The 19537-nt window shown below is 63.8% G+C and carries 18 protein-coding genes; 11 read left to right on the forward strand and 7 right to left on the reverse strand.

Annotation, left to right across the window (positions count from 1 at the left end; translation table 11 throughout):
- Nucleotides 1–139 precede the first annotated feature (139 nt).
- Both cobU and cobO read left to right on the forward strand, forming a co-directional pair.
- Nucleotides 140–583, forward strand: coding sequence for a bifunctional adenosylcobinamide kinase/adenosylcobinamide-phosphate guanylyltransferase (gene cobU, locus NKJ01_RS13090; protein WP_352485680.1), 444 nt, complete (start codon nt 140–142; stop codon nt 581–583).
- Between the two features lies 1 nt (nt 584).
- A complete protein-coding gene (cobO, locus tag NKJ01_RS13095; RefSeq protein ID WP_352728440.1) occupies nt 585–1199 on the forward strand; it encodes a cob(I)yrinic acid a,c-diamide adenosyltransferase in 615 nt (204 codons plus the stop codon).
- Nucleotides 1200–1327: 128 nt separating this feature from the next.
- Here cobO and cbiB read toward each other — a convergent pair whose 3' ends face one another.
- Nucleotides 1328–2296: an adenosylcobinamide-phosphate synthase CbiB gene (gene cbiB / locus NKJ01_RS13100; RefSeq protein WP_023757791.1), complete on the reverse strand. Its 969-nt coding sequence runs from the start codon at nt 2294–2296 to the stop codon at nt 1328–1330.
- Between cbiB and cobD the strand changes: the two genes are divergently transcribed.
- Both cobD and NKJ01_RS13110 read left to right on the forward strand, forming a co-directional pair.
- A complete protein-coding gene (gene cobD, locus NKJ01_RS13105) occupies nt 2295–3341 on the forward strand; it encodes a threonine-phosphate decarboxylase CobD (protein WP_023757790.1) in 1047 nt (348 codons plus the stop codon). The genes cbiB and cobD overlap by 2 nt on opposite strands.
- Complete coding sequence (locus tag NKJ01_RS13110; protein ID WP_352728443.1) at nt 3338–3847, forward strand: tyrosine phosphatase family protein; 510 nt, start codon at nt 3338–3340, stop codon at nt 3845–3847. Before cobD ends, NKJ01_RS13110 begins: the two co-directional genes overlap by 4 nt.
- Here NKJ01_RS13110 and NKJ01_RS13115 read toward each other — a convergent pair whose 3' ends face one another.
- Nucleotides 3848–4651, reverse strand: coding sequence for a creatininase family protein (locus NKJ01_RS13115; RefSeq protein WP_352728444.1), 804 nt, complete (start codon nt 4649–4651; stop codon nt 3848–3850).
- Nucleotides 4652–4706: 55 nt separating this feature from the next.
- Nucleotides 4707–5090, reverse strand: coding sequence for a RidA family protein (locus tag NKJ01_RS13120; protein WP_023757787.1), 384 nt, complete (start codon nt 5088–5090; stop codon nt 4707–4709).
- 266 nt (nt 5091–5356) lie between these two features.
- Between NKJ01_RS13120 and NKJ01_RS13125 the strand changes: the two genes are divergently transcribed.
- The 7 genes from NKJ01_RS13125 (at nt 5357) to NKJ01_RS13155 (ending at nt 12305) form a co-directional block, all read left to right on the forward strand.
- Nucleotides 5357–6361: an ABC transporter substrate-binding protein gene (locus NKJ01_RS13125; RefSeq protein ID WP_352602863.1), complete on the forward strand. Its 1005-nt coding sequence runs from the start codon at nt 5357–5359 to the stop codon at nt 6359–6361.
- 11 nt (nt 6362–6372) lie between these two features.
- On the forward strand, nt 6373–7200 hold the full coding sequence (locus NKJ01_RS13130) for an ABC transporter ATP-binding protein (protein WP_352728447.1): 828 nt from the start codon (nt 6373–6375) through the stop codon (nt 7198–7200).
- On the forward strand, nt 7187–8038 hold the full coding sequence (locus NKJ01_RS13135; protein ID WP_023757784.1) for an ABC transporter permease: 852 nt from the start codon (nt 7187–7189) through the stop codon (nt 8036–8038). Before NKJ01_RS13130 ends, NKJ01_RS13135 begins: the two co-directional genes overlap by 14 nt.
- Nucleotides 8039–8224: 186 nt before the next feature.
- A complete protein-coding gene (locus NKJ01_RS13140) occupies nt 8225–9526 on the forward strand; it encodes a cytosine deaminase (protein WP_352728449.1) in 1302 nt (433 codons plus the stop codon).
- Nucleotides 9526–10929 (forward strand): FAD-binding oxidoreductase, encoded by a 1404-nt coding sequence (locus NKJ01_RS13145; RefSeq protein WP_352728630.1) that lies wholly within the window; start codon nt 9526–9528, stop codon nt 10927–10929. Before NKJ01_RS13140 ends, NKJ01_RS13145 begins: the two co-directional genes overlap by 1 nt.
- A gap of 207 nt (nt 10930–11136) precedes the next feature.
- A complete protein-coding gene (locus NKJ01_RS13150; protein ID WP_352728451.1) occupies nt 11137–11718 on the forward strand; it encodes an NAD(P)H-dependent oxidoreductase in 582 nt (193 codons plus the stop codon).
- Nucleotides 11718–12305, forward strand: a complete 588-nt coding sequence (locus NKJ01_RS13155) for an NAD(P)H-dependent oxidoreductase (protein ID WP_352728453.1) — start codon at nt 11718–11720, stop codon at nt 12303–12305. The genes NKJ01_RS13150 and NKJ01_RS13155 overlap by 1 nt, the downstream gene beginning before the upstream one ends.
- 183 nt (nt 12306–12488) lie before the next feature.
- Here the strand turns inward: NKJ01_RS13155 and NKJ01_RS13160 are convergent, their stop codons facing one another.
- Genes NKJ01_RS13160 through NKJ01_RS13175 form a run of 4 tightly spaced genes read right to left on the reverse strand, consistent with a single transcriptional unit; the run spans nt 12489 to nt 19465 of the window.
- Complete coding sequence (locus NKJ01_RS13160) at nt 12489–14939, reverse strand: GcvT family protein (protein ID WP_352728455.1); 2451 nt, start codon at nt 14937–14939, stop codon at nt 12489–12491.
- On the reverse strand, nt 14936–16117 hold the full coding sequence (locus NKJ01_RS13165; protein ID WP_352728456.1) for a pyridoxal phosphate-dependent aminotransferase: 1182 nt from the start codon (nt 16115–16117) through the stop codon (nt 14936–14938). Before NKJ01_RS13165 ends, NKJ01_RS13160 begins: the two co-directional genes overlap by 4 nt.
- Nucleotides 16110–17015, reverse strand: coding sequence for a homocysteine S-methyltransferase family protein (locus NKJ01_RS13170; RefSeq protein ID WP_023757777.1), 906 nt, complete (start codon nt 17013–17015; stop codon nt 16110–16112). The genes NKJ01_RS13165 and NKJ01_RS13170 overlap by 8 nt, the downstream gene beginning before the upstream one ends.
- A complete protein-coding gene (locus NKJ01_RS13175; protein ID WP_352728459.1) occupies nt 17012–19465 on the reverse strand; it encodes a GcvT family protein in 2454 nt (817 codons plus the stop codon). The genes NKJ01_RS13170 and NKJ01_RS13175 overlap by 4 nt, the downstream gene beginning before the upstream one ends.
- Between the last annotated feature and the right edge of the window lie 72 nt (nt 19466–19537).

Here is a 19537-nt window from a genome sequence, read left to right on the forward strand (position 1 = left end):
GGGGGGGGGGGGGGGGGGGGGCCCCGCGCCCCCCCCCCCCCCCCCGCCCCCCCCCCCCCCCCCGCCTCCCCCCCACACCCCCCCACCCCCCCGCGCCCCGCGCCCCCCCCCCCCCCCCCCCCCCCCCCACGCCGAAACCCTGGCGACGGCCTTGCCCTCGCCATGGACCTATATCGCGACGGCGCAAGCCTATGACGATGAGATGCGCGAGCGCATCGCGCTGCACCGCTCACGCCGCGGCGAAGGCTGGACGACCATCGACGCACCGCTCGATCTTGCCGGCGCGCTCGCGGCCTTGCCCGACAACCAGCCGGTGCTTGTCGACTGCCTGACATTGTGGCTGACCAATCATATGCTGGCCGAACATGATCTCGAGCTGGAATGCCGGCGACTGGCGGAGGTGCTGTCGCGGCCGCGCGGGCCCTGGTTCGTGGTGTCCAATGAAGTCGGGCAAGGCATCGTGCCTGACAACGCACTGGCGCGCCGGTTTCGCGATGCCGCCGGCCGGCTTAACCAGCAGATCGCTGCCGTCGCCGACACAGTGCTGCTGATGGTGGCGGGACTCCCGCTGAAGGTGAAATGACATGACCGACGTCGACAATAAGGACGAAGAACGCCACCGCGCCAAGATGGCCAAGCGCAAGGCGGCGCAGGATGCCGAGGTGGCGAGCAAGACGGTCGAGAAGGGGCTGCTGATCGTCAACACCGGGCCGGGCAAGGGTAAGACGACGGCCGCCTTCGGTCTCGCGCTGCGGATGCTCGGCTACGGCAAGCGCGTCGGCGTCGTCCAGTTCATCAAGGGCAAATGGCATACCGGCGAGAAAGACGCCTTCGCCGCCTTCGGCGACCGCGTCATCTGGCACGCGATGGGCGAGGGCTTCACCTGGGAAACGCAGGATCTGAAGCGTGACATCGCCGCGGCCGAAGCGGCGTGGGCCAAGGTGCTCGAGCTGATGGCCGATCCGTCGATCAGCCTGCTGGTGCTCGACGAGTTGAACATCGCGCTGCGCTACGACTATCTCGATCTCGACAAGGTGGTTGCGGCGCTGAAAGCCCGGCGCGAGGGCCTGCACGTCGTCGTCACCGGCCGCAATGCCAAGCCGGCGCTGATCGAGGCTGCTGACCTCGTCACCGAGATGGGCGTGACCAAGCACCATTTTTCCGCGGGCGTGAAGGCACAGCAGGGGATTGAGTTCTGAGCATTTCCTACCCTCTCCCTTGTGGGGAGGGTCGATTCGCGAAGTGGAGCGGGGTGGGGGTCTTCGGCGCCGCACCCCCACCCCGGCGCTACGCGCCGATCCTCCCACAAGGGGGAGGGTGAAATAGGTCACGCCACAATGACGATGATCGAAATCAGCCCGAACAGCGCAATCAGCAGATAGTCGGCGACGCGATAGAGTTTCAGCGCCTGCCTTATATCGGTGCTGTCGGCTTCGCGGCGGCCGCCTCCGCCCATGAAGACGTCGTCGACCAGGACGCCGCCGTAGCTGCGCGGCCCGGCGAGTGCCAGGCCGAGCGCGCCAGCCATCGCCGCTTCCGGCCAGCCGGCATTCGGCGAGCGGTGCTTCTTCGCGTCGCGCCACACCGCGTGCCAGGCATTGCGCGGGTCGGCGTCCCTGACCAGGAAAGCCGCCAGCACGATCAGCAGCGCCGTCAGCCGTGACGCCGGCAAATTGATCCAATCGTCGAAGCGTGCCGCCGCCCAGCCGAACGCCTCATGGCGCGGGGTACGGTGACCGATCATCGAATCGGCGGTATTGGCGGCCTTGTAGGCGGCGCCGCCGGCGAGGCCGCCGATTCCGGTCCAGAAGGCGGGAGCGACGATGCCATCGGAAAAATTCTCGGCCAGGCTCTCGATCGCCGCGCGGCTGATACCGGCCCTGTCCAGCGTCTCGGGATCGCGGCCAACGATGCGCGAGACGGCCACGCGGCCCAGAGCGAGGCCGCCAGTGTCGAGCGCGTCCGCCACCGCCTCGACATGTTCGTAAAGGCTTTTCTGCGACAGGAGCGAGGTTGCCAGAAGGGCCGTGATGATGAGTCCCATGGGAACGAACCAGAGCAGGATCTGCATGCCGAGGCCGATCAGCGCCGGCACGAGCACGATGACCAGCAGCGCCTGGACACCGCGCTTGCGACGCAGTGCGTCGGGATCAGCAGCGTGGTTGAGCCTGCGGTCGAGAAAGGATATCAGCCTGCCGAACCACGTCACGGGATGGCCGATGGCGCGAAACAGCCAGTCGGGATAGCCGAGGGCGAATTCGACGGCCAATGACAGGAAAGCGATCAGAACTGACATGAAGCTTCTTGAAGGAGCGGTGGACCATGGTGGAAGTCTTGGCCGGGCGAGGGCGCTGTTCCCTCACGCTTCGCGGCCTTTCGTCGACCTCTCGACCGGTATCAATCCGCACTCCTACCCGCTTTTCGACCTGCCCGCCACCTCGCTGTCGCGATTGCCGGAGGCCGCGCGCACGCGTGACCTGTTAGAGATCGCGGCCAGCACCTACGGCGCGCCGTCGCCAGCCAACCTCGCGGCGGCACCGGGCACGCAGATCCTATTGCCGCGCGTTGCATCGCTGATCGCGCCCGGCAAGGCTTTGGTGCTGGGGCCGACCTATGCCGAACATGCCCGCGCTGCGGCGATCGCCGGACACCGAGTGTTGGAGGTCAACGATTTCGAAGCGCTGGCAGACGCCGACCTTGCCATTGTCGTCAATCCGAACAATCCGGATGGACGCATCGTCGAGCGGGACCGTTTGCTGGCGCTGGCCGCCCGACTGCGCGCCAAGGGCGGGCTGCTGGTCGTCGACGAGGCGTTCATGGATGTCGGCCCGCGTGAACATAGCCTTGCCGGCGATGTCGAGAGTGGCGGCATCGTCGTCCTGCGCTCGTTCGGCAAGTTCTTCGGTCTTGCCGGGCTACGGCTCGGGTTCGCACTGTGCGATGTAGCGACGGTCGAACGGCTGGAAACGCAATTCGGGCCATGGGCTGTCGCCGGCCCGGCGCTTGAATACGGCATCCGCGCGCTTGCCGACATTGACTGGCAGGACGCGATGCGGGCATCCCTTGCGGAAGCATCGGCGCGGCTCGATACGCTGTTCGGCCGCTTCGGCATTCTCGTCGCGGGCGGCACGACCTTGTTTCGCTATCTCCGCCTGGCCGATGCCGATGGCCTGTTTGCAGCCCTTGGCGAGCGCGGCATCCTGCTTCGGCATTTTGCCGACCGGCCACATGTCCTGCGCGCCGGCCTGCCGGGGAGCGAGGAGGAATGGCAGCGGCTTGAATCCGCTCTTGCCGAATGGACGGCGCGGCGCGAGGATCGATCAAAGGGTTCGAAGCAATGATCTATGTCTGCTCGTTGGCAAAGATCGAGGAAACGGTGGCAAGGACCGGTGCCGAGCGCATGCTGTCGCTGCTTGCCGCTGGAACGGAGGTGGTACGTCCCGCCTCGATAGCGAGTGAAAACCATCTGCACCTGGTCATGCATGACATTGCGGTGGCGCAGGACGGCATGACCATGCCGGGCGAGGATCATGTCCGCAACCTGCTCGATTTCGTGCGCCGGTGGGACCGGGCAAGGCCGATGGTCGTGCATTGCTATGCCGGCATCAGCCGCTCGACCGCCTCGGCCTATATCATCGCTGCAGCACTGGCGCCGAAACGCGACGAGGCCGAACTGGCTCAAACGCTGCGAGCGCTGTCACCATCGGCGACACCCAATCCGCGACTGATTGCGGTGGCCGACACGCTGCTCGATCGCAACGGCCGCATGGTCGAGGCGATCGAGGCGATCGGGCGCGGCGCCGACGCCTTCGAAGGCACGCCTTTCGCGCTCAAGATAGACGGCTAGCTATTTCAGCCAGTCGACGAGCTTGGCCTTGCGCACATCCCGCAGCAGGCTGATGAAACCATCAGCCTGATATTCTGCCGTCAGCCGGCCCTTTTCCGATGTGGCGATGCTGGCGTCGCCGACCACGCCATTCGGGTTGAGATCGCTAGCGATCCAGGCAAAGGCGTGGGTGCCGGTGTGGCGCAGCAGCGAGAATTCCTTTTCGGCCTTGGCGACGTTGGAAACGAAATTGTCGGCCTTGCCCATGTCGACAAGGTCCGGCCGGAAATGCAGCATCAGCGAGGTCTCGACATCGCCGCCATGGATGCCGTGACGGTCCTCGAGCTCGGTGTACATGCCGGTCGGGCGGCCAAAACGCTGCCAGCTGGTCTTCACCGCCAGCATCTTTTCGCGCACGCGCAATTCGCGCGTGACGATGCCCATGATCTCCTCGTTGCCACCGTGCGAATTGACGACGACCAGTTTTCGCACGCCGGCGCGCGCGATCGACAGGCCTAGCTCGGTCCAAGCTTCGATCAGCGTGGTTGCCGGCAAGGTGAGGGTGCCCGGCGCGTGCAAATGCTCGTTCGACTTGCCCACCGCCTGGACCGGCAGGATGCGGATGTCGAGATCATCGGGCAGGCGCGAGATGACCGTGTCCAGCATGCCGTTCATGATCGAGGTGTCAGTCGAAACAGGCAGGTGCGGCCCATGCTGCTCGATCGCCGCCAGCGGCAGCACGGCGATCGTAGCCTCCGGATCGATCGAGGCGTATTCGGTGGTCCGGTAATCGCCCCACCAGACGCGTTTCTTCGCAACCGTCATGTCATGCCTCTTCGATCAACGAGCCAGACCTAGCGCGGGAAGGACGGCCTGTCGATCACCCAGCCGCGATCGCCTCGACCTCGACCTTGAATTCGGGCCGCGCGAATCCGGAGACGATCATCAGCGTCGATGCCGGGGCGGGGCTGGAGAACAGGCGGTCGCGGACGTCCATGTAAGGCCGCAGATGCGCGCGGTCGGTAACATAGGCGTTGATGCGCACGATATCCCCGAGGGCCAGCCCGGCCTCGCCGAGCACCGCGGCGATGTTGCGGAAACAGAGCTCGGCTTGTGCCCCCGCGTCTTCCGGGATCTCGTCGTCCGCCGTAATGGCAACCTGGCCCGAGCACAGTACCAGCCGCTTGCCGGCCGGCACTTCGACGCCATGGCTGTAGCGGGCAAAGGGCGGCTTGATCGACTTCGGGGTGAGGAATTTGAACATGGCAATCTCCTGGATGCCGCCAGCCTAAGGCCTGACCCGTCACGCCTTCAAGATGGCGGTGCATGTTGCTGGTGCGATTGTGGACAGGCGTTCAAAAAATAGGCACGATGCCTCTCGTGCAGCACGACCTTGTCCGGCTTTCGCAGATGGCTGTGGTGCAAGCGGGCGGTCCCGGCGCAAGGCGCTGGTGGCATATGTCTTGCTTCTTGATTCTTTGGTGTCGAGCCTGGCGCGTGGCGCGCCGGAGCAAACAGAGGGTGGTGTCGATGTACGGAAAACAGAAGATTTCGGCGGCGGTGGTGGCGCTGCTTGCAGCCGGCACGCTGAGTGCCGCTGCGAATGAGAAAGTCACCTTCGGCACCAACTGGTTGGCCGAGCCGGAACATGGCGGATATTATCAATCCGTGGCTGATGGCACCTATGCTGCCTGCGGCCTCGATGTCACCATCATGCAGGGCGGCCCGCAGGTCAGCGGTCGGCCGATGCTGCTTGCCGGCAAGATCGATTTCTACATGGGCGGCAATCTCCTGTCGGCTTTCGATGCCGTCCAGCAAGGCATTCCGATGCGCGTGGTGGCGGCGGACTTCCAGAAGGATCCGCAGGTCATCATGTCCCACCCGGGCGAAGGGCTCGACAAGTGGGAAGACCTGAAGAACGCCGACCAATATATATTGGGTGACGAGGGCGTGCAGACCTTCTTCCAATGGATGGTCATCGAACTCGGTTTCGACGCCTCCAAGCGCGCGCCCTACACCTACAACACCGCTCCTTTCCTCGCCGACAAGAAGTCGATCCAGCAGGGCTATGTCACCTCCGAGCCGTTCGCGGTAAAGAAGGAAGGCGGCTTCGTGCCGAACCAGTTCCTGCTGGCCGACTATGGCTGGGACACCTACGCGACGACGATCGAGGTGATGCAGGACACGATCGACAAGAAGCCGGAGGTGGTCCAGTGCTTCGTCGATGGCTCGGCCAAGGGCTGGTACAAATATCTCTACGGCGACAACAAGGCCGCCAACGACCTGATCAAGAAGGATAATCCCGACATGAACGACGAGCAGATCGCGTTCTCGATCGATCAGATGAAGAAGTTCGGCCTGGCCGATTCCGGCGACACGGAAAAGCTCGGAATCGGCGCCATGACCGACGCGCGGGTCCAAAGCTTCTACGACAAGATGGTCAAGGCCAAGGTCACGCCAGCCGGCATCGACATCAAGAAGGCCTACACGCTGACCTTCGTCAACAAGGGCGTCGGGCTCGAGCTGAAGAAGTAGGCCGTCCCGGCATGATGCAGGAAAAAGTGGCGCCAGCGCCGTCTGCGTCGGGCAGGTCCTCGACGCTTCTGGCGCTGCGTGGCGTCGGCAAGGTTTTTTCCAACGGTGTGACGGCGCTGAGCGAGGTCGACCTGACGATCCGGGAAGGCGATTTCCTCAGCTTGCTCGGACCGTCGGGTTGCGGCAAGTCGACGGCGCTGCGGCTGATCGCCGGCCTGTCGACGCCGACCTCCGGCGTGCTCGACTGGCGCGGCGGCGGCGCGCTTGACCGCTCGAACATCGGCTTCGTCTTCCAGGAGCCGACGCTTTTGCCCTGGGCCAATGTCTTCGACAATGTCTGGCTGCCGCTTCGGCTGAAAGGCATTTCGCGCGCCAAGGCGAGACCGGCGATAACCGAAATGCTGGCGCGGGTGCATCTGACCGGTTTCGAAGACGCGGTGCCGCGCGAACTGTCCGGCGGCATGAAGATGCGCGTCTCGATTGCGCGGGCGATGGTGACCAAGCCGCGCGTGCTGCTGATGGACGAGCCGTTCGCGGCACTCGACGAGATCACCCGCTTCAAGCTCAACAATGATCTGCTGGAGCTGTGGCAAGACGAACGCTTCACCGTCGTGTTCGTCACCCACAGCGTCTTCGAAAGCGTCTTTCTCTCCAACCGCGTCGTCATCATGGCGGCACGGCCGGGCAGGGTGTTCGACGAGCTCGCCATCGAGGCTTCCTATCCGCGCGACGAGGCGTTTCGCACCTCGCCCGACTATGCGGCACTGTGCCGGCAGGCCTCCGATGTGCTGGTCAAGGCCATCAACTCAACAGCAGGCACACACCATGACGGCCATTGACGAGCGGGTGCTCGAACTCGACCCCGAGGAAGCACGCCGGGTGCGCCAGGAACGCTTCGAGCGGATCGGCCGCTGGGTGCTGCCGCTGGCGATCATGATCCTGGCGATCTGGCTGTGGGACCGCATCTGCGTGTGGAACGAGATTCCGCAGTACATCCTGCCGCGCCCCGGTGTGGTTCTGTGGACGCTCTACAACGATGCCGGCCTGCTGTTTTCCTCCCTGCTGGTCACCTTGCGGATCACCTTCCTCAGCCTGGCTCTGGCCGTCATCGGCGGGGTCGGGCTAGCGGTGCTGTTCGCGCAATCGAAATGGGTCGAGATGTCGTTCTTCCCCTTCGCGATTGTGCTGCAGGTGACGCCGATCGTGGCGATCTTTCCGTTGATCAACATCTATGTGAACGACCAGACGACCAAGCTTCTGCTGTGCGCCTGGATCGTCGCCTTCTTTCCGATACTGTCCAACACCACGCTTGGCCTCAACTCCGTCGACCGCAATCTGCGCGACATGTTCAAGCTCAATGGTGCGACGCGCTGGCAGCAGTTGCGCTATCTTAGGCTGCCGGCGGCGATGCCTTATTTTCTCGGCGGGTTGAAGATCGCCGGCGGCCTGTCGCTGATCGGCGCCGTCGTGGCCGAATTCGTCGCCGGCACCACCGGCCAGTCGTCTGGCCTTGCCTCGCGCATCATCGAGGCCGGCTACCGGCTCAACGCGCCGCGCCTGTTCGCGGCGCTGTTTTTGATTTCGCTCACCGGCATTTTGATCTTCCTCGTGCTGTCGCTGATTTCGCATCTCATTTTGCGGCGCTGGCACGAAAGCGCACTGAAGCAGGAGCGCTAGGATGACTATAATGTTGGCGCGAAATACCCCCCTCTGTCCTGCCGGACATCTCCCCCTCAAGGGGGGAGATCGGCTGTGCTTTTTGCTTTCGCCAATTGTGAATGCTGAAAAAGAGGCGGTTCGACCGAAGCTGCCAATCTCCCCCCTTGAGGGGGAGATGTCCGGCAGGACAGAGGGGGGTAGGCCTTGATACCAGCCTCTGGCTCCTATCGCCTTGCCAATGCACGCGTTCATCAATCCATCACGCCTGGCTTTGCCGCAACCTTCGATAACGACGGTTTCGCACTTGCCGACGTCGCTGTTGCCGACGGCAAGATCGCAGGCATTGCCGCGCATCGTCGTGCAGCAGTGCAGGCGGACGCCGTCGACCTCGCCGGCCGTATAGTGCTGCCGTGCTTCATCGACTGCCACACGCATATCGACAAGGGCCATATCTGGCCGCGAATGCCCAATCCCGACGGCACCTTCATGGGTGCGCTGAACGCCACCGGCACCGACCGTGCCGCTCGCTGGAGCGCAGAGGACGTGGCGCGGCGCATGGATTTTTCGCTGCGTTCGGCCTACGCGCATGGCACAAGGGCGCTGCGCACGCATCTCGATAGCGTCGCACCGCAGGAGGAGATCTCCTGGCCGGTGTTCGAGACGATGCGCGAGGGATGGCGCGGCCGCATCGAGTTGCAGGGCGCCTGCCTGCTCGGCATCGAGGGCGTGCGCGACAAGAAGTGGTTCGACAGGCTGGCCAAGCGCGTCGCGGCCGCGAAGGGCGTGCTCGGGGTCGTCACCTATATGGTGCCGGACCTCGAAGAGCTGCTTGACCATGTCTTCGCGCAGGCGATCAAGCATGGCCTCGATCTCGATTTCCATGCCGACGAGACCGACGATGTTGCCGCCATATCGCTGAAGAAGATCGCGGAAGCCGCCCTTTGGAACGGCTTCGAGGGCAAGATCCTCATCGGCCATTGCTGTTCGCTGGCGCGCCAGCCGGACCTCGATGTGCTGGACACGCTGGACAAGGTGGCGAAGGCGGGGCTGGCCGTCGTGTCGCTGCCGATGTGCAATCTCTATCTGCAGGATCGACGCGGCAACGGCACCACGCCGCGCTGGCGTGGCGTGACGCTGCTGCATGAGATGAAGGCGAGGGGCATTCCGGTGGCGGTCGCATCCGACAACACGCGCGACCCGTTCTATGCCTATGGCGATCTCGACATGCTGGAGGTCTACCGCATGGCGACGCGCATCCTGCACTTCGATCATCCGGTCGCCGACTGGCCGCAAGCAATCACCGCGACGCCCGCCAAAGTGATGCGGCTCGACGGCTTCGGTACGCTCGCCGCTGGTAGCGATGCCGATTTCATCGTGTTCAAAGGTCGAAGCTGGACGGAATTGCTGTCGCGGCCCGAATCGGATCGCATTGTCGTGCGCGGCGGCAAGGCGATCGACCGGCAACTGCCCGACTACGCCGAACTCGACGGACTGATGGTGGAATGATGGACGTTTCGGCGCTCAAACGCGATCTCGAAGGCCTGAAGGTCGACGACAATCCGGCCATCGTCCAGCAGAAGAGCCGCGATTTCTATTGGTATAGCCCGGTGCTGAAGCAGCAGCTCGACCATGTCACCGGCGATTTGATCGTGACGCCGAAGACCGAGGCCGAACTGATCCGCGTGCTTGCGACCTGCCATCGTCATGGCGTGCCGGTAACGCCGCGCGGCAGCGGCACCGGCAATTACGGGCAGGCGATGCCGCTCTCCGGCGGCGTCGTGCTCAACCTTGCCGAGATGAATGAGATCAAGTCGATCGCGTCAGGTCGCGTGGTGACCGGACCGGGAGCCATTCTGGCCGACATCGACAAGGCAACGCGGGCGCATTCCGGCCAGGAGCTTCGGCTGTCGCCGTCCACCTACAACACGGCCTCGATCGGCGGCTTCATCGCCGGCGGTTCGGGTGGCGTCGGTTCGATCAATTTCGGCGGCCTGCGCGATTTCGGCAATGTGCTGCGGCTGCGCGTGGTGACGATGGAAGCGGAGCCGAAAGCGCTCGAACTCACCGGCGAGGACCTGCACAAGGTGACCCATGCCTATGGCACCAACGGCATCATCACCGAAGTGGAGATGCCGCTGACCGCTGCTTACGATTGGGTCGACGTCATCGTCGGCTTCGACGCTTTCATGGATGCGGCCCGCTACGGCAACGCGCTGGCCTGCCAGGACGGCATCCTGACCAAGCTGATCACGCCGATAGCGGCACCCGTGCCCCAGCTCTATTTCAAGCGCCACCAGAAATTCCTTCGGGAAGGGCAGAGCATTTGCGTGGTCATGGTAGCGCGGCACGGGCTCGATGCCTTCCTGGCCTTCACCCGGCGCGCCGACGGCGAAGTGATCTTTAACGCCGCCACCGCGACGCCGGAGGAGAAAAAGGGCCTGCCGCCGGCCTATGAATTGGCGTGGAATCACACGACGCTGAGGGCACTACGCGTCGACCCTTCGATCACCTATCTGCAATCGCTTTATCCCTTTCCCAACCAGCTGGCGCTGGTCGAGAAAATGGACGCCATGTTTCCAGGCGAGGTTTTCTCGCATCTGGAGTTCGTGAGGCTGGACGGCAACATCACCTGCTTCGGCCTGCCGCTGGTCAAGTTCACCACCGAGGCGCGGCTCGACGAGATCGTACGCCTGCATGAGCAGAATGGCTGCCCGATCTTCAACCCGCACCGTTACACGTTGGAAGAGGGCGGCATGAAGCAGACGGACGCGGTGCAGCTTGCCTTCAAGCGGGAGACTGATCCTCAAGGGTTGCTCAATCCCGGCAAGATGATCGCCTGGGAGAACCCGGACTACGACTACCGGTCGGGCCGGACATTCCTGTTCAAGGGGCTGCAGAGGGCGGGGTAAGACGATGAGCGTGTGGCGCTATACCCCCCTCTGGCCTGCCGGCCATCTCCCCCTCAAGGAGGGAGATCGGCAGTTTCAACGGCCTGCCTCGATCGCGGCGTTGGTGGTTGGCGAGGACACCGGTGACAGCCAATCTCCCCCCTTGAGGGGGAGATGCCCGGCAGGGCAGAGGGGGGTGCCTCGCGCTGACGTCCGGGATGTTGTCCCATGAACGTCCTCGTCCTCTACGCCCATCCGGTCGAGACCAGCTTCAATGCCGGCCTGCACCGGATGATCGTGGAGCGGTTGATGGCAGCGGGCCATACTGTCGATGACTGTGACCTCTATGCCGAAGGTTTCGATCCGCGGCTGACACGCCGGGAAAGGCTGGACTATCACAACCAGCGCGGCTCCTCCGATGCGGTGGCTTCCTATGTCGAACGCCTGCTGCGCGCCGATGCGCTGGTGCTTTCCTATCCGGTCTGGAACTACGGCTTTCCGGCGATCCTGAAAGGCTTCTTCGATCGCATCTTTCTGCCGGGCGTGTCATTCAAGCTGGTCGACGGCAAGGTGCAGCCGTCGCTGCACAATATCCGTAAGGTTGCAGCGGTGACCACCTATGGCGGCAGCCGGTTCCGCGCCATGCTGATGGGCGATCCGCCCCGCAAATTGATCAAGCGCATGCTGCGCGCCACCGTAAAGCCGGGCGCGCCGGTGAGCTATCTCGCTCACTATGCAATGAACCTGTCTACAGACGGCACGCGCAAGGCCTTCGTGGCAAGAGTCGCAGCCAGCATGGACGCCTTCTGATGCGCGCGCTGTTGGTCTACTGCCATCCGGTGCCGGAGAGTTTTTGCGCCGCAATCCGCGATACCGCCGTGGACGTGCTGAAGGCGAGGGGCTGGGAGGTGCGGCTGCTCGACCTCTATGCCGAGAAATTCGACCCGGTGATGACCTGCGACGAGCGGCGCTCCTACAACGACCAGGCGCCGCAGGACCCGGCGCTGAAGCCGCATTTCGAACTGCTCAACTGGGCGGAAGCGATCCTATTCGTTTATCCGACCTGGTGGTACGGGCTGCCGGCGATGCTGAAAGGCTGGCTCGACCGGGTGTGGGCGACGGATGTCGCCTTCAAGCTGCCCGTTGGCAAGGGACGCATCAAGTCGCTGATGACGCATGTGACCAAGGTCGGCGTCATCACCACCTGCGGCGCGCCGACCTGGTGGAGCGTCGTCGTCGGCCAGCCCGGACGCAAGACCCTTTTGCGCGGCATGCGGGCGCTGTGCGCGACGCGTTGCCGGACATTCTTCCTGGCGCACTATCTGATGGATTCCTCGACGCCACGGTCGCGCGCAGCGTTTCTGGCGAAAGTGCGGGCGAAGCTGGAGCGGTTTTGAGTGGCACGCCTTTCCCTTCTCCCCTTGTGGGACCCCTTGTGGGAGAAGGTGTCGCCGAAGGCGACGGATGAGGGGTGTTCCAGGGAACGCCAACGTCTCACTCCGCTGGAACACCCCTCATCCGTCTCGGCGCTGCACGCCGATCCACCTTCTCCCACAAGGGGAGAAGGACAGGACTGCGTGCTACATCCTCACCCTCTCCGACTTCGGGTCGTACATCGGCTTCAGCGATACTTCCGCCGCAAAACGCTCGCCGGCGATCTCGATCTCGTAGGATGAGCCCAGCAGGTCTCCTTCGCTCTCGCCCAGGCACTTGACATAGCCGAGCCCGACGGCGCCGCCGAGATGATGGCCGTAATTGCCTGATGTGATCGGACCGGCGATCTTGCCGTCGCGCAGGATCGCCTCGTTGTGGAAGAGCAGGGGTTGCGGGTCCTTCAGCCGGAATTGCACCAACCGGCGTGACAGTCCGGCTTCCTTCTTGCGCAGCACGGCATCGCGGCCGATGAAGTCGCCCTTGGCCGTTTTAACCGCGAAGCCGAGGCCGGCTTCCAGCACGTCGTCCTCATCGGTGATGTCATGGCCGAAATGCCGAAAAGCCTTTTCGATGCGGCAGGAATCCAGCGTGTGCAGGCCGCAGAGTTTCAGCCCGACATCGGCTCCTGCCTCTTCGATTGCTTCGAAGATATGGGCTGCCTGGTCGGTCGAGACATAGAGTTCCCAGCCGAGCTCGCCGACATAGGTGACGCGGTGGGCGCGGGCCAGGCCCATGCCGATCTCGATCTCCTGGAACGTACCGAACGGATTGGCTTCGTTGGAGAAATCGTTCGGGCTCACCTTCTGGATCAGCTTTCGCGAGTCCGGCCCCATCAGGCACAGCACGCCTTCGGCTGCCGTCACATCGGTGATGACGACGAATTCGTCGGTGAGGTGTTTTCTCAGCCAGGCGAGATCGCGCTGCAGCGTGGCGCCGGGAACGACCAGAAAGAACGCCGTCTCCGACAGGCGCGAGACGGTGAGGTCGCTCTCGATGCCGCCGCGCTGGTTGAGCATCTGGGTATAGACGATCTTACCCGGCGCGACGTCCATGTCGTTGGCGGATAGTTTTTGCAGGAAGGCACAGGCGTCACGGCCCTCGACGCGGATCTTGCCGAACGAGGTCATGTCGAACAGGCCGACCTTGTTCCTGACCGCCAGATGTTCTTCGCGCTGGTTGTCGAACCAGTTCTGCCGCTTCCAGGAATAGCGGTATTCGCGCTCCTGGCCCTCGCGAGCGAACCAGTTTGCGCGCTCCCAGCCGGCGACTTCGCCGAAGACAGCGCCGCGCGCCTTCAGATGCTCATGCAGGGGCGAGCGGCGGACATTCCTCGATGTCGCCATCTGGCGATAAGGGAAATGGTCGGCATAGAGCAAGCCGAGCGTTTCGGAGACCCGCTCCTTGAGATACCGGCGGTTCTTCTGGAACGGCTGGGCGCGGCGGATATCGACTTCCCAAAGGTCGAAAGGCGCTTCGCCATCGTTGATCCACTGCGCCAGCGCCATGCCGGCGCCGCCGGAGGAGACGATGCCGATCGAATTATAGCCGGTCGCCATCCAGTAGCCGGACAATTCTGGTGCCTCGCCAAGATAATAGCGGTCGTCCGGCGTGAAACTCTCGGGCCCGTTGAAGAAGGTGTGGATGCCGGCGGTCGCCAGCATCGGCATGCGGTTGACGCCCATTTCGAGGATCGGCTCGAAATGGTCCATATCCTCGGGCAGTTGGTCGAAGCAGAAATCCTCGCGGATGCCGTCCATGCCCCAGGGCTTGGCCACCGGCTCGAAGGCGCCCAGCATCATCTTGCCAGCGTCCTCCTTGTAGTAGGCGCATTCGTCGGGCACGCGCAGCACCGGCAGCCGGCCGAGGCCGGGGATCGGCTCTGTGACGAGATAAAAATGCTCGCAGGCATGCAGCGGGATGGTGACGCCGTTCTGCGCGCCAAGCTCGCGCGCCCACATGCCGGCGCAGTTGACGACAATTTCGGCTTCGATGGTGCCTTGGTCTTCGCCCTGTGCCCAGGACACGCCGGTGACGCGACCAGCCCTGGTGTGGATCTTGGTGACCTTCACATTCTCGACGATTGTGGCGCCGCGCTGGCGCGCGCCCTTGGCCAGCGCCATGGCGATGTTGGCGGGGTCGCACTGGCCGTCGAGCGGCAGATGCACGGCGCCGACGACATCGGACACATTGAGATGAGGGTACATCTCTTTGACTTCATTGGGCGAAATCTCGCGGACATCGACATCGAAGGCGCGGGCGAGAGAGGCTTGTCGATAAATCTCGTGCTTGCGCTCCTCGGTCAGCGCCACGGTGATCGAGCCAACCTGGCGCATGCCGGTGCCGACCTCGGTCTCGGCTTCCAGCTTGACGTAGAGGTCGGCGGAATATTTCGCCAGCCGCGTCATGTTCTGCGAACCGCGCAACTGGCCGATCAGGCCGGCGGCATGCCATGTCGTGCCCGACGTCAGCTGCTTGCGTTCCAGGAGCACGATGTCGGTCCAGCCGAGCTTGGCAAGGTGATAGGCGACCGAACAGCCGGAGACGCCGCCGCCGATGATGACGGCTCTTGCTTTGGCGGGAACTGCCTTGGCGGTCATGCGGCCTCGCGACGGTAGCTGGAGGCAAAGCGGCGCAGCCGGAGCGCTGCTTCCTGCAGCACGGGTTCGGGCTGGCAGAGGCTGATGCGAATATGGCCGGCTGCGGCTTCGCCGAAGCTGGAGCCGGGCATCACGGCGACATTTTCCTTGTCGAGCAGAGCCCAGGCGAATTTCTCGTCGTCGGGTTCGAACGCACTGATGTCGAGCATGACAAACATGCCGCCCTCGGAACCGCGCACGTTGACATTGTTCATGCCGCGCACGGCGTCGAGCAGGACGGTACGGCGCGCCGCATAGCGCTCGGCGATCTCCTTGACGCCATAGCGGTTCTCCAGCGCCTCGGCGCAGGCGATCGAGGTGAAGGCCGGCAAGCCGTAAGTCGTCACCAGATTGAGATTGGTGAGCAGTGTGATCATCGCCTCCGGGCCTGTCAGCCAGCCCATGCGCCAGCCGGTCATGCCGTGGCTCTTCGACATCGAATTGATGACCAGCGTGCGCTCGGCCATGCCAGGCAGCGAGCGCGGCGAGACGTGCTCGCCGCCGCCCAGTGTCCAGTAGACCTCGTCGGATAGCAGCCAGAGGTCATGCTCCCTGCAGACCTCGGCGAGTTGTTCGAGCCGCTCTCGCGAATAGACCGCACCGGTCGGGTTGTTCGGCGTGTTGATCAGGATGGCGCGCGTGTTCGGCCGGAGTGCCGCCCGGATCATGTCGGCACGCGGTTGGAAGCCGTCTTCGGCGGGCGTCTCGACGACGGTGAAATCGGCGCCTGCAGCGCTGAACGTGTTTGGATAGGTGGCGTAGTAGGGCGCCACGACGATGGCGTGGTCACCCTGGTCGAGCACGGCCTGGATGGCCGCGTAGAGCGCGGCCTGGCCGCCGGGCGTGGCGATGACCTGATCTGGTGTCGTCTCGACGCCGGTGCAGGCGCTCGAGGCCGCCGCCATCGCCTTGCGCAGGCGCGGCAAGCCGGGAAGCGGGGTGTAGTGGTGGTTGCTGCCGCGAACCGCTGTCACGCAGGCTTCGATGGTTTGCGAGGACGTGTCGAAATCATGGTCGCCGACCGACAGCATGATGATGTCTTCGCCGGCCTCCTTGCGGGCCCAGGCGGCCGAATGGACTTCCCAGCCGTCCTTGCCCGAAGGCACGATGCCGGAGATGCGCGATGATGGCTTAGGCATGAAAAACTCCCGAAATTTCGTAGCCGGCCTGTTCGAGCCGGTCGCGCAGAGCTGCGATATGCGGCGGTCCAACCTCGCAGCAACCACCGACAATGTCCGCGCCGGCCTCCACCCAGCCGATCGCCTGGTCGGCATAGGCGTCCGGGCCGAGATCATGTCGGGCATGCAGCACGTCGACGGTGCCGCCGTGCTTGAGCGCTTCGGTGGAGGTGAAGCCGTTGGCATAGGCGCCGACCGGGCCGCCGAGGTCGATCAATTCAGGCAGTGCCGCGGCAATCGCTTCCGGCCGGCAGCAGTTGAGCAGCCGTGCAGTGACCGCCAAGCCGTCGAGCGCGCTTGCCGCGGCGGTTATTGCCTCGCCGCTGCGCAGCCGCGGTTTGCCGTGATCGGCCAGCGTCCACGAGACCCATACGGGCTTGCCGCTTTCCGATGCCGCGGTGACTGCCGCGCGCGCCTCCTCTGCGGACGCCATGGTTTCGCACAGGAACAGGTCGACGCCATCAGCCTGCTCGGCAACGACGCGCCGGTAGATGTCGAGCGTATCCTGATATGAAATGGTCAGTGCCGGTGCGTAACTGCCGAACAGCGGCGACAGGCAGCCGGCGATCGCCGCATCGCCGGCCTCGTCGCGGGCTTGCCTCGCCAATTCGATGCCGCGCTTCTGCAATGGCTTGAAGAGGTCCTCGGCGCCCTCACGCGCCAGGCGTTCGGGTGTCGCTGAATAGGTGTTGATGGTGATGACGCGAGCGCCGGCACGGATGAATTCCGCGTGCAGGCCGCGCACCAGATCCGGCTCATCGATCAGCACCCTGGCCGACCAGAGCGGTGTCGGCTCGGATTTGCTGCGGCGAACCAGTTCCTGTCCCATGCCGCCATCGGTGAGAATGATCCTCTTCATGCGCGCAGCCTCTCGTTCTTTGGATCCCATAGCGGCTCGTCTTTCTGGACGACCGCCTGGAAACGGTCGCCGAAGATTTCGACCTCGACGGCGGTACCGGGTTCGGTCAGATCGGCGCGCAGCATGCCGAGTGCGATCGACTTGTCGATGCGATGACCCCAGCCGCCCGACGTCGTCTCGCCGACGATCCGGCCGTCATGCCACAGCGTCGACATGTAGGGAGCGTCGCAGTCGCCGGGATTTTCGACGATCAGCGTGACGAAACGCTTCTTCACACCCTGTTGTTTTTCGTTCAGCAACGCCGACTTGCCGCGGAACTCGGGCTTATCCCATTTGACGAAGCGCTCGAGCCCGCCTTGCAGGATCGAATAGTCGGTCGAAAGGTCGCCCTTCCAGGTGCGGTAGCCTTTTTCAAGCCTGAGCGAATCCAGCGCATACATGCCGAACGGCTTCAGTCCGTGCTGCTGTCCTGCCGCGCAGACCGCGTCGAAGATGGCGGCGGTGTCGTCGACCCTTGTGTGGATCTCCCAGCCGAGTTCGCCGGCGAAGGAGACGCGCACAAGTTTCGCCCAGCGGCCGGCGATCTTGGTCTCCTGATGCGTCAGCCATGGCAGAGCGAGGTCGGCTTCGCAGACATCGGCGAGAATTTTTCGCGAGTTGGGGCCGGCCAGGACCTGGGTCGAGAATTCCTCGGTCCGGTCGATCAACTTGAATGGTGCATCCTTGGGCATGCGCGACTTCAGCCATTCGAAATCATGCCATTGCGCGACCGCCGCGGTGATCAGCGTCATCAAATTCTCGTCGTGACGCACGACGGACATTTCGGTGACGATGCGGCCCTTGTCGTCGGCGAAATAGACGAGGCCGATGCGGCCGGGTTTCGGCACCAGCCCGGTAACCTGCAGGCTCAGCCATTCGGCGGCGCCCGGGCCGTCGAGGTTGAAGCGCGAGAAGCCTGGCAGGTCGAGGATGCCGGCTGCGTCGCGCACCGCCAGGCATTCTTCGCGCACGCGATGCTGCCATGGTCCGTCGCGGCGGAAGGTCAGTGTGGCTTCCTCGGAAACATCATCGCCGTCTTTCGCATACCAGGTGGCGCGCTCCCAACCATTGTAGGCGTCGAAGCGGGCTCCGAACGCCTTGATGCGATCGTGGATCGGCGACAGCTTGCGGTCGCGGCCTTCAGGCCAGACATGGCGCGGAAACTGGATGGCGTATTCGTTGCCATAGATCTCCATGCCCTTGGCGACGCAATAGTCTGGCGCCGAGGCAAAGGACGTGAAGCGGCGCGGATCGCACGACCACATGTCCCATTCGGTCTGGCCTTCGGTCACCCATTCGGCCAGCACCTTGCCGGCGCCGCCGCCCTGGGCGATGCCGAAGGTGAAGACGCAGGCCTCGAAGGCATTGGGAACGCCGGGCATCGGCCCGATCAACGGGTTGCCGTCCGGCGTGTAGGGGATCGGCCCATTGATGATCTTGGACAGGCCGGCCGTGCCCAGGATCGGCACGCGGGCGACGGCGTCGGCCAGATAATGTTCGAGCCGGTCGAGATCGTCGGGGAACAGCTGGAAGGAAAAATCCTCCGGCATCGGATCGTTGTGGGTGGCCCAATGCGCGCGGCAATTGCGCTCGTAGGGGCCGAGGTTCATGCCGTTCTTTTCCTGGCGCAAATAGTAGGAGGTGTCGACGTCGCGCAGCAGCGGCAATTTCTTGCCCTGTTCCTTCGACCACGCCGCCAGTTCCGCAATTTCCTCGAACAATATGTACTGATGGCTCATCACCATCATCGGTACCTCGCGGCCGAACATCTTGCCGACTTCGGCGGCGCGGTAACCGGCAGCATTGACGACGATCTCGCAGCGGATCTCGCCTTGCGCTGTCTCGACCACCCATTCGTCGTTCTCGCGGCGCACGCCTGTGACCGGGCAGAAACGGATGATTTTCGCGCCCATGTCGCGTGCGCCCTTGGCCAGCGCCTGCGTGAGCTGCGCCGGATCGATGTCGCCATCGCTCGGATCGTAGAGCGCGCCCTTCAAATCATGCGTCTCGATGAAGGGATAGCGGCGCTTGATCTCATCGACGCCGACAATGTCGATGTCCATGCCCTGATAGCGGCCCATGCCCTTGGCGCGCTGAAACTCCTGCATACGCTCTTTCGTATGAGCAAGGCGCAGCGAACCGGTAACGTGGTAGTTCATGGGATAGTCGACCGCTTCGGCCAGCCCGCGATAAAGCTCGGTCGAATAGCGCTGCATGTTCATCAGCGGCCAGGACGAGGAGAAGGTCGGGACGTTGCCGGCAGCATGCCAGGTCGAGCCGGAGGTCAGCTCGTTCTTTTCCAGAAGCACGCACTCGGTCCAGCCCGCCTTAGCGAGATGATAGAGCGAGGAGGTGCCGACGGCACCGCCTCCGATGATCACCACGCGAGCCGTGCTCGGCAAACCCGCCATGTTCTTCTCCCAAACCTGAAGCGCGTCGCGCTTCTATTTTTGTTTTGATGCATGTCGTTCTCCCAAAACCGC

This window comes from Mesorhizobium sp. M0276, assembly GCF_040321755.1.
In the GTDB taxonomy this organism is placed as follows: Bacteria; Pseudomonadota; Alphaproteobacteria; order Rhizobiales; family Rhizobiaceae; genus Mesorhizobium.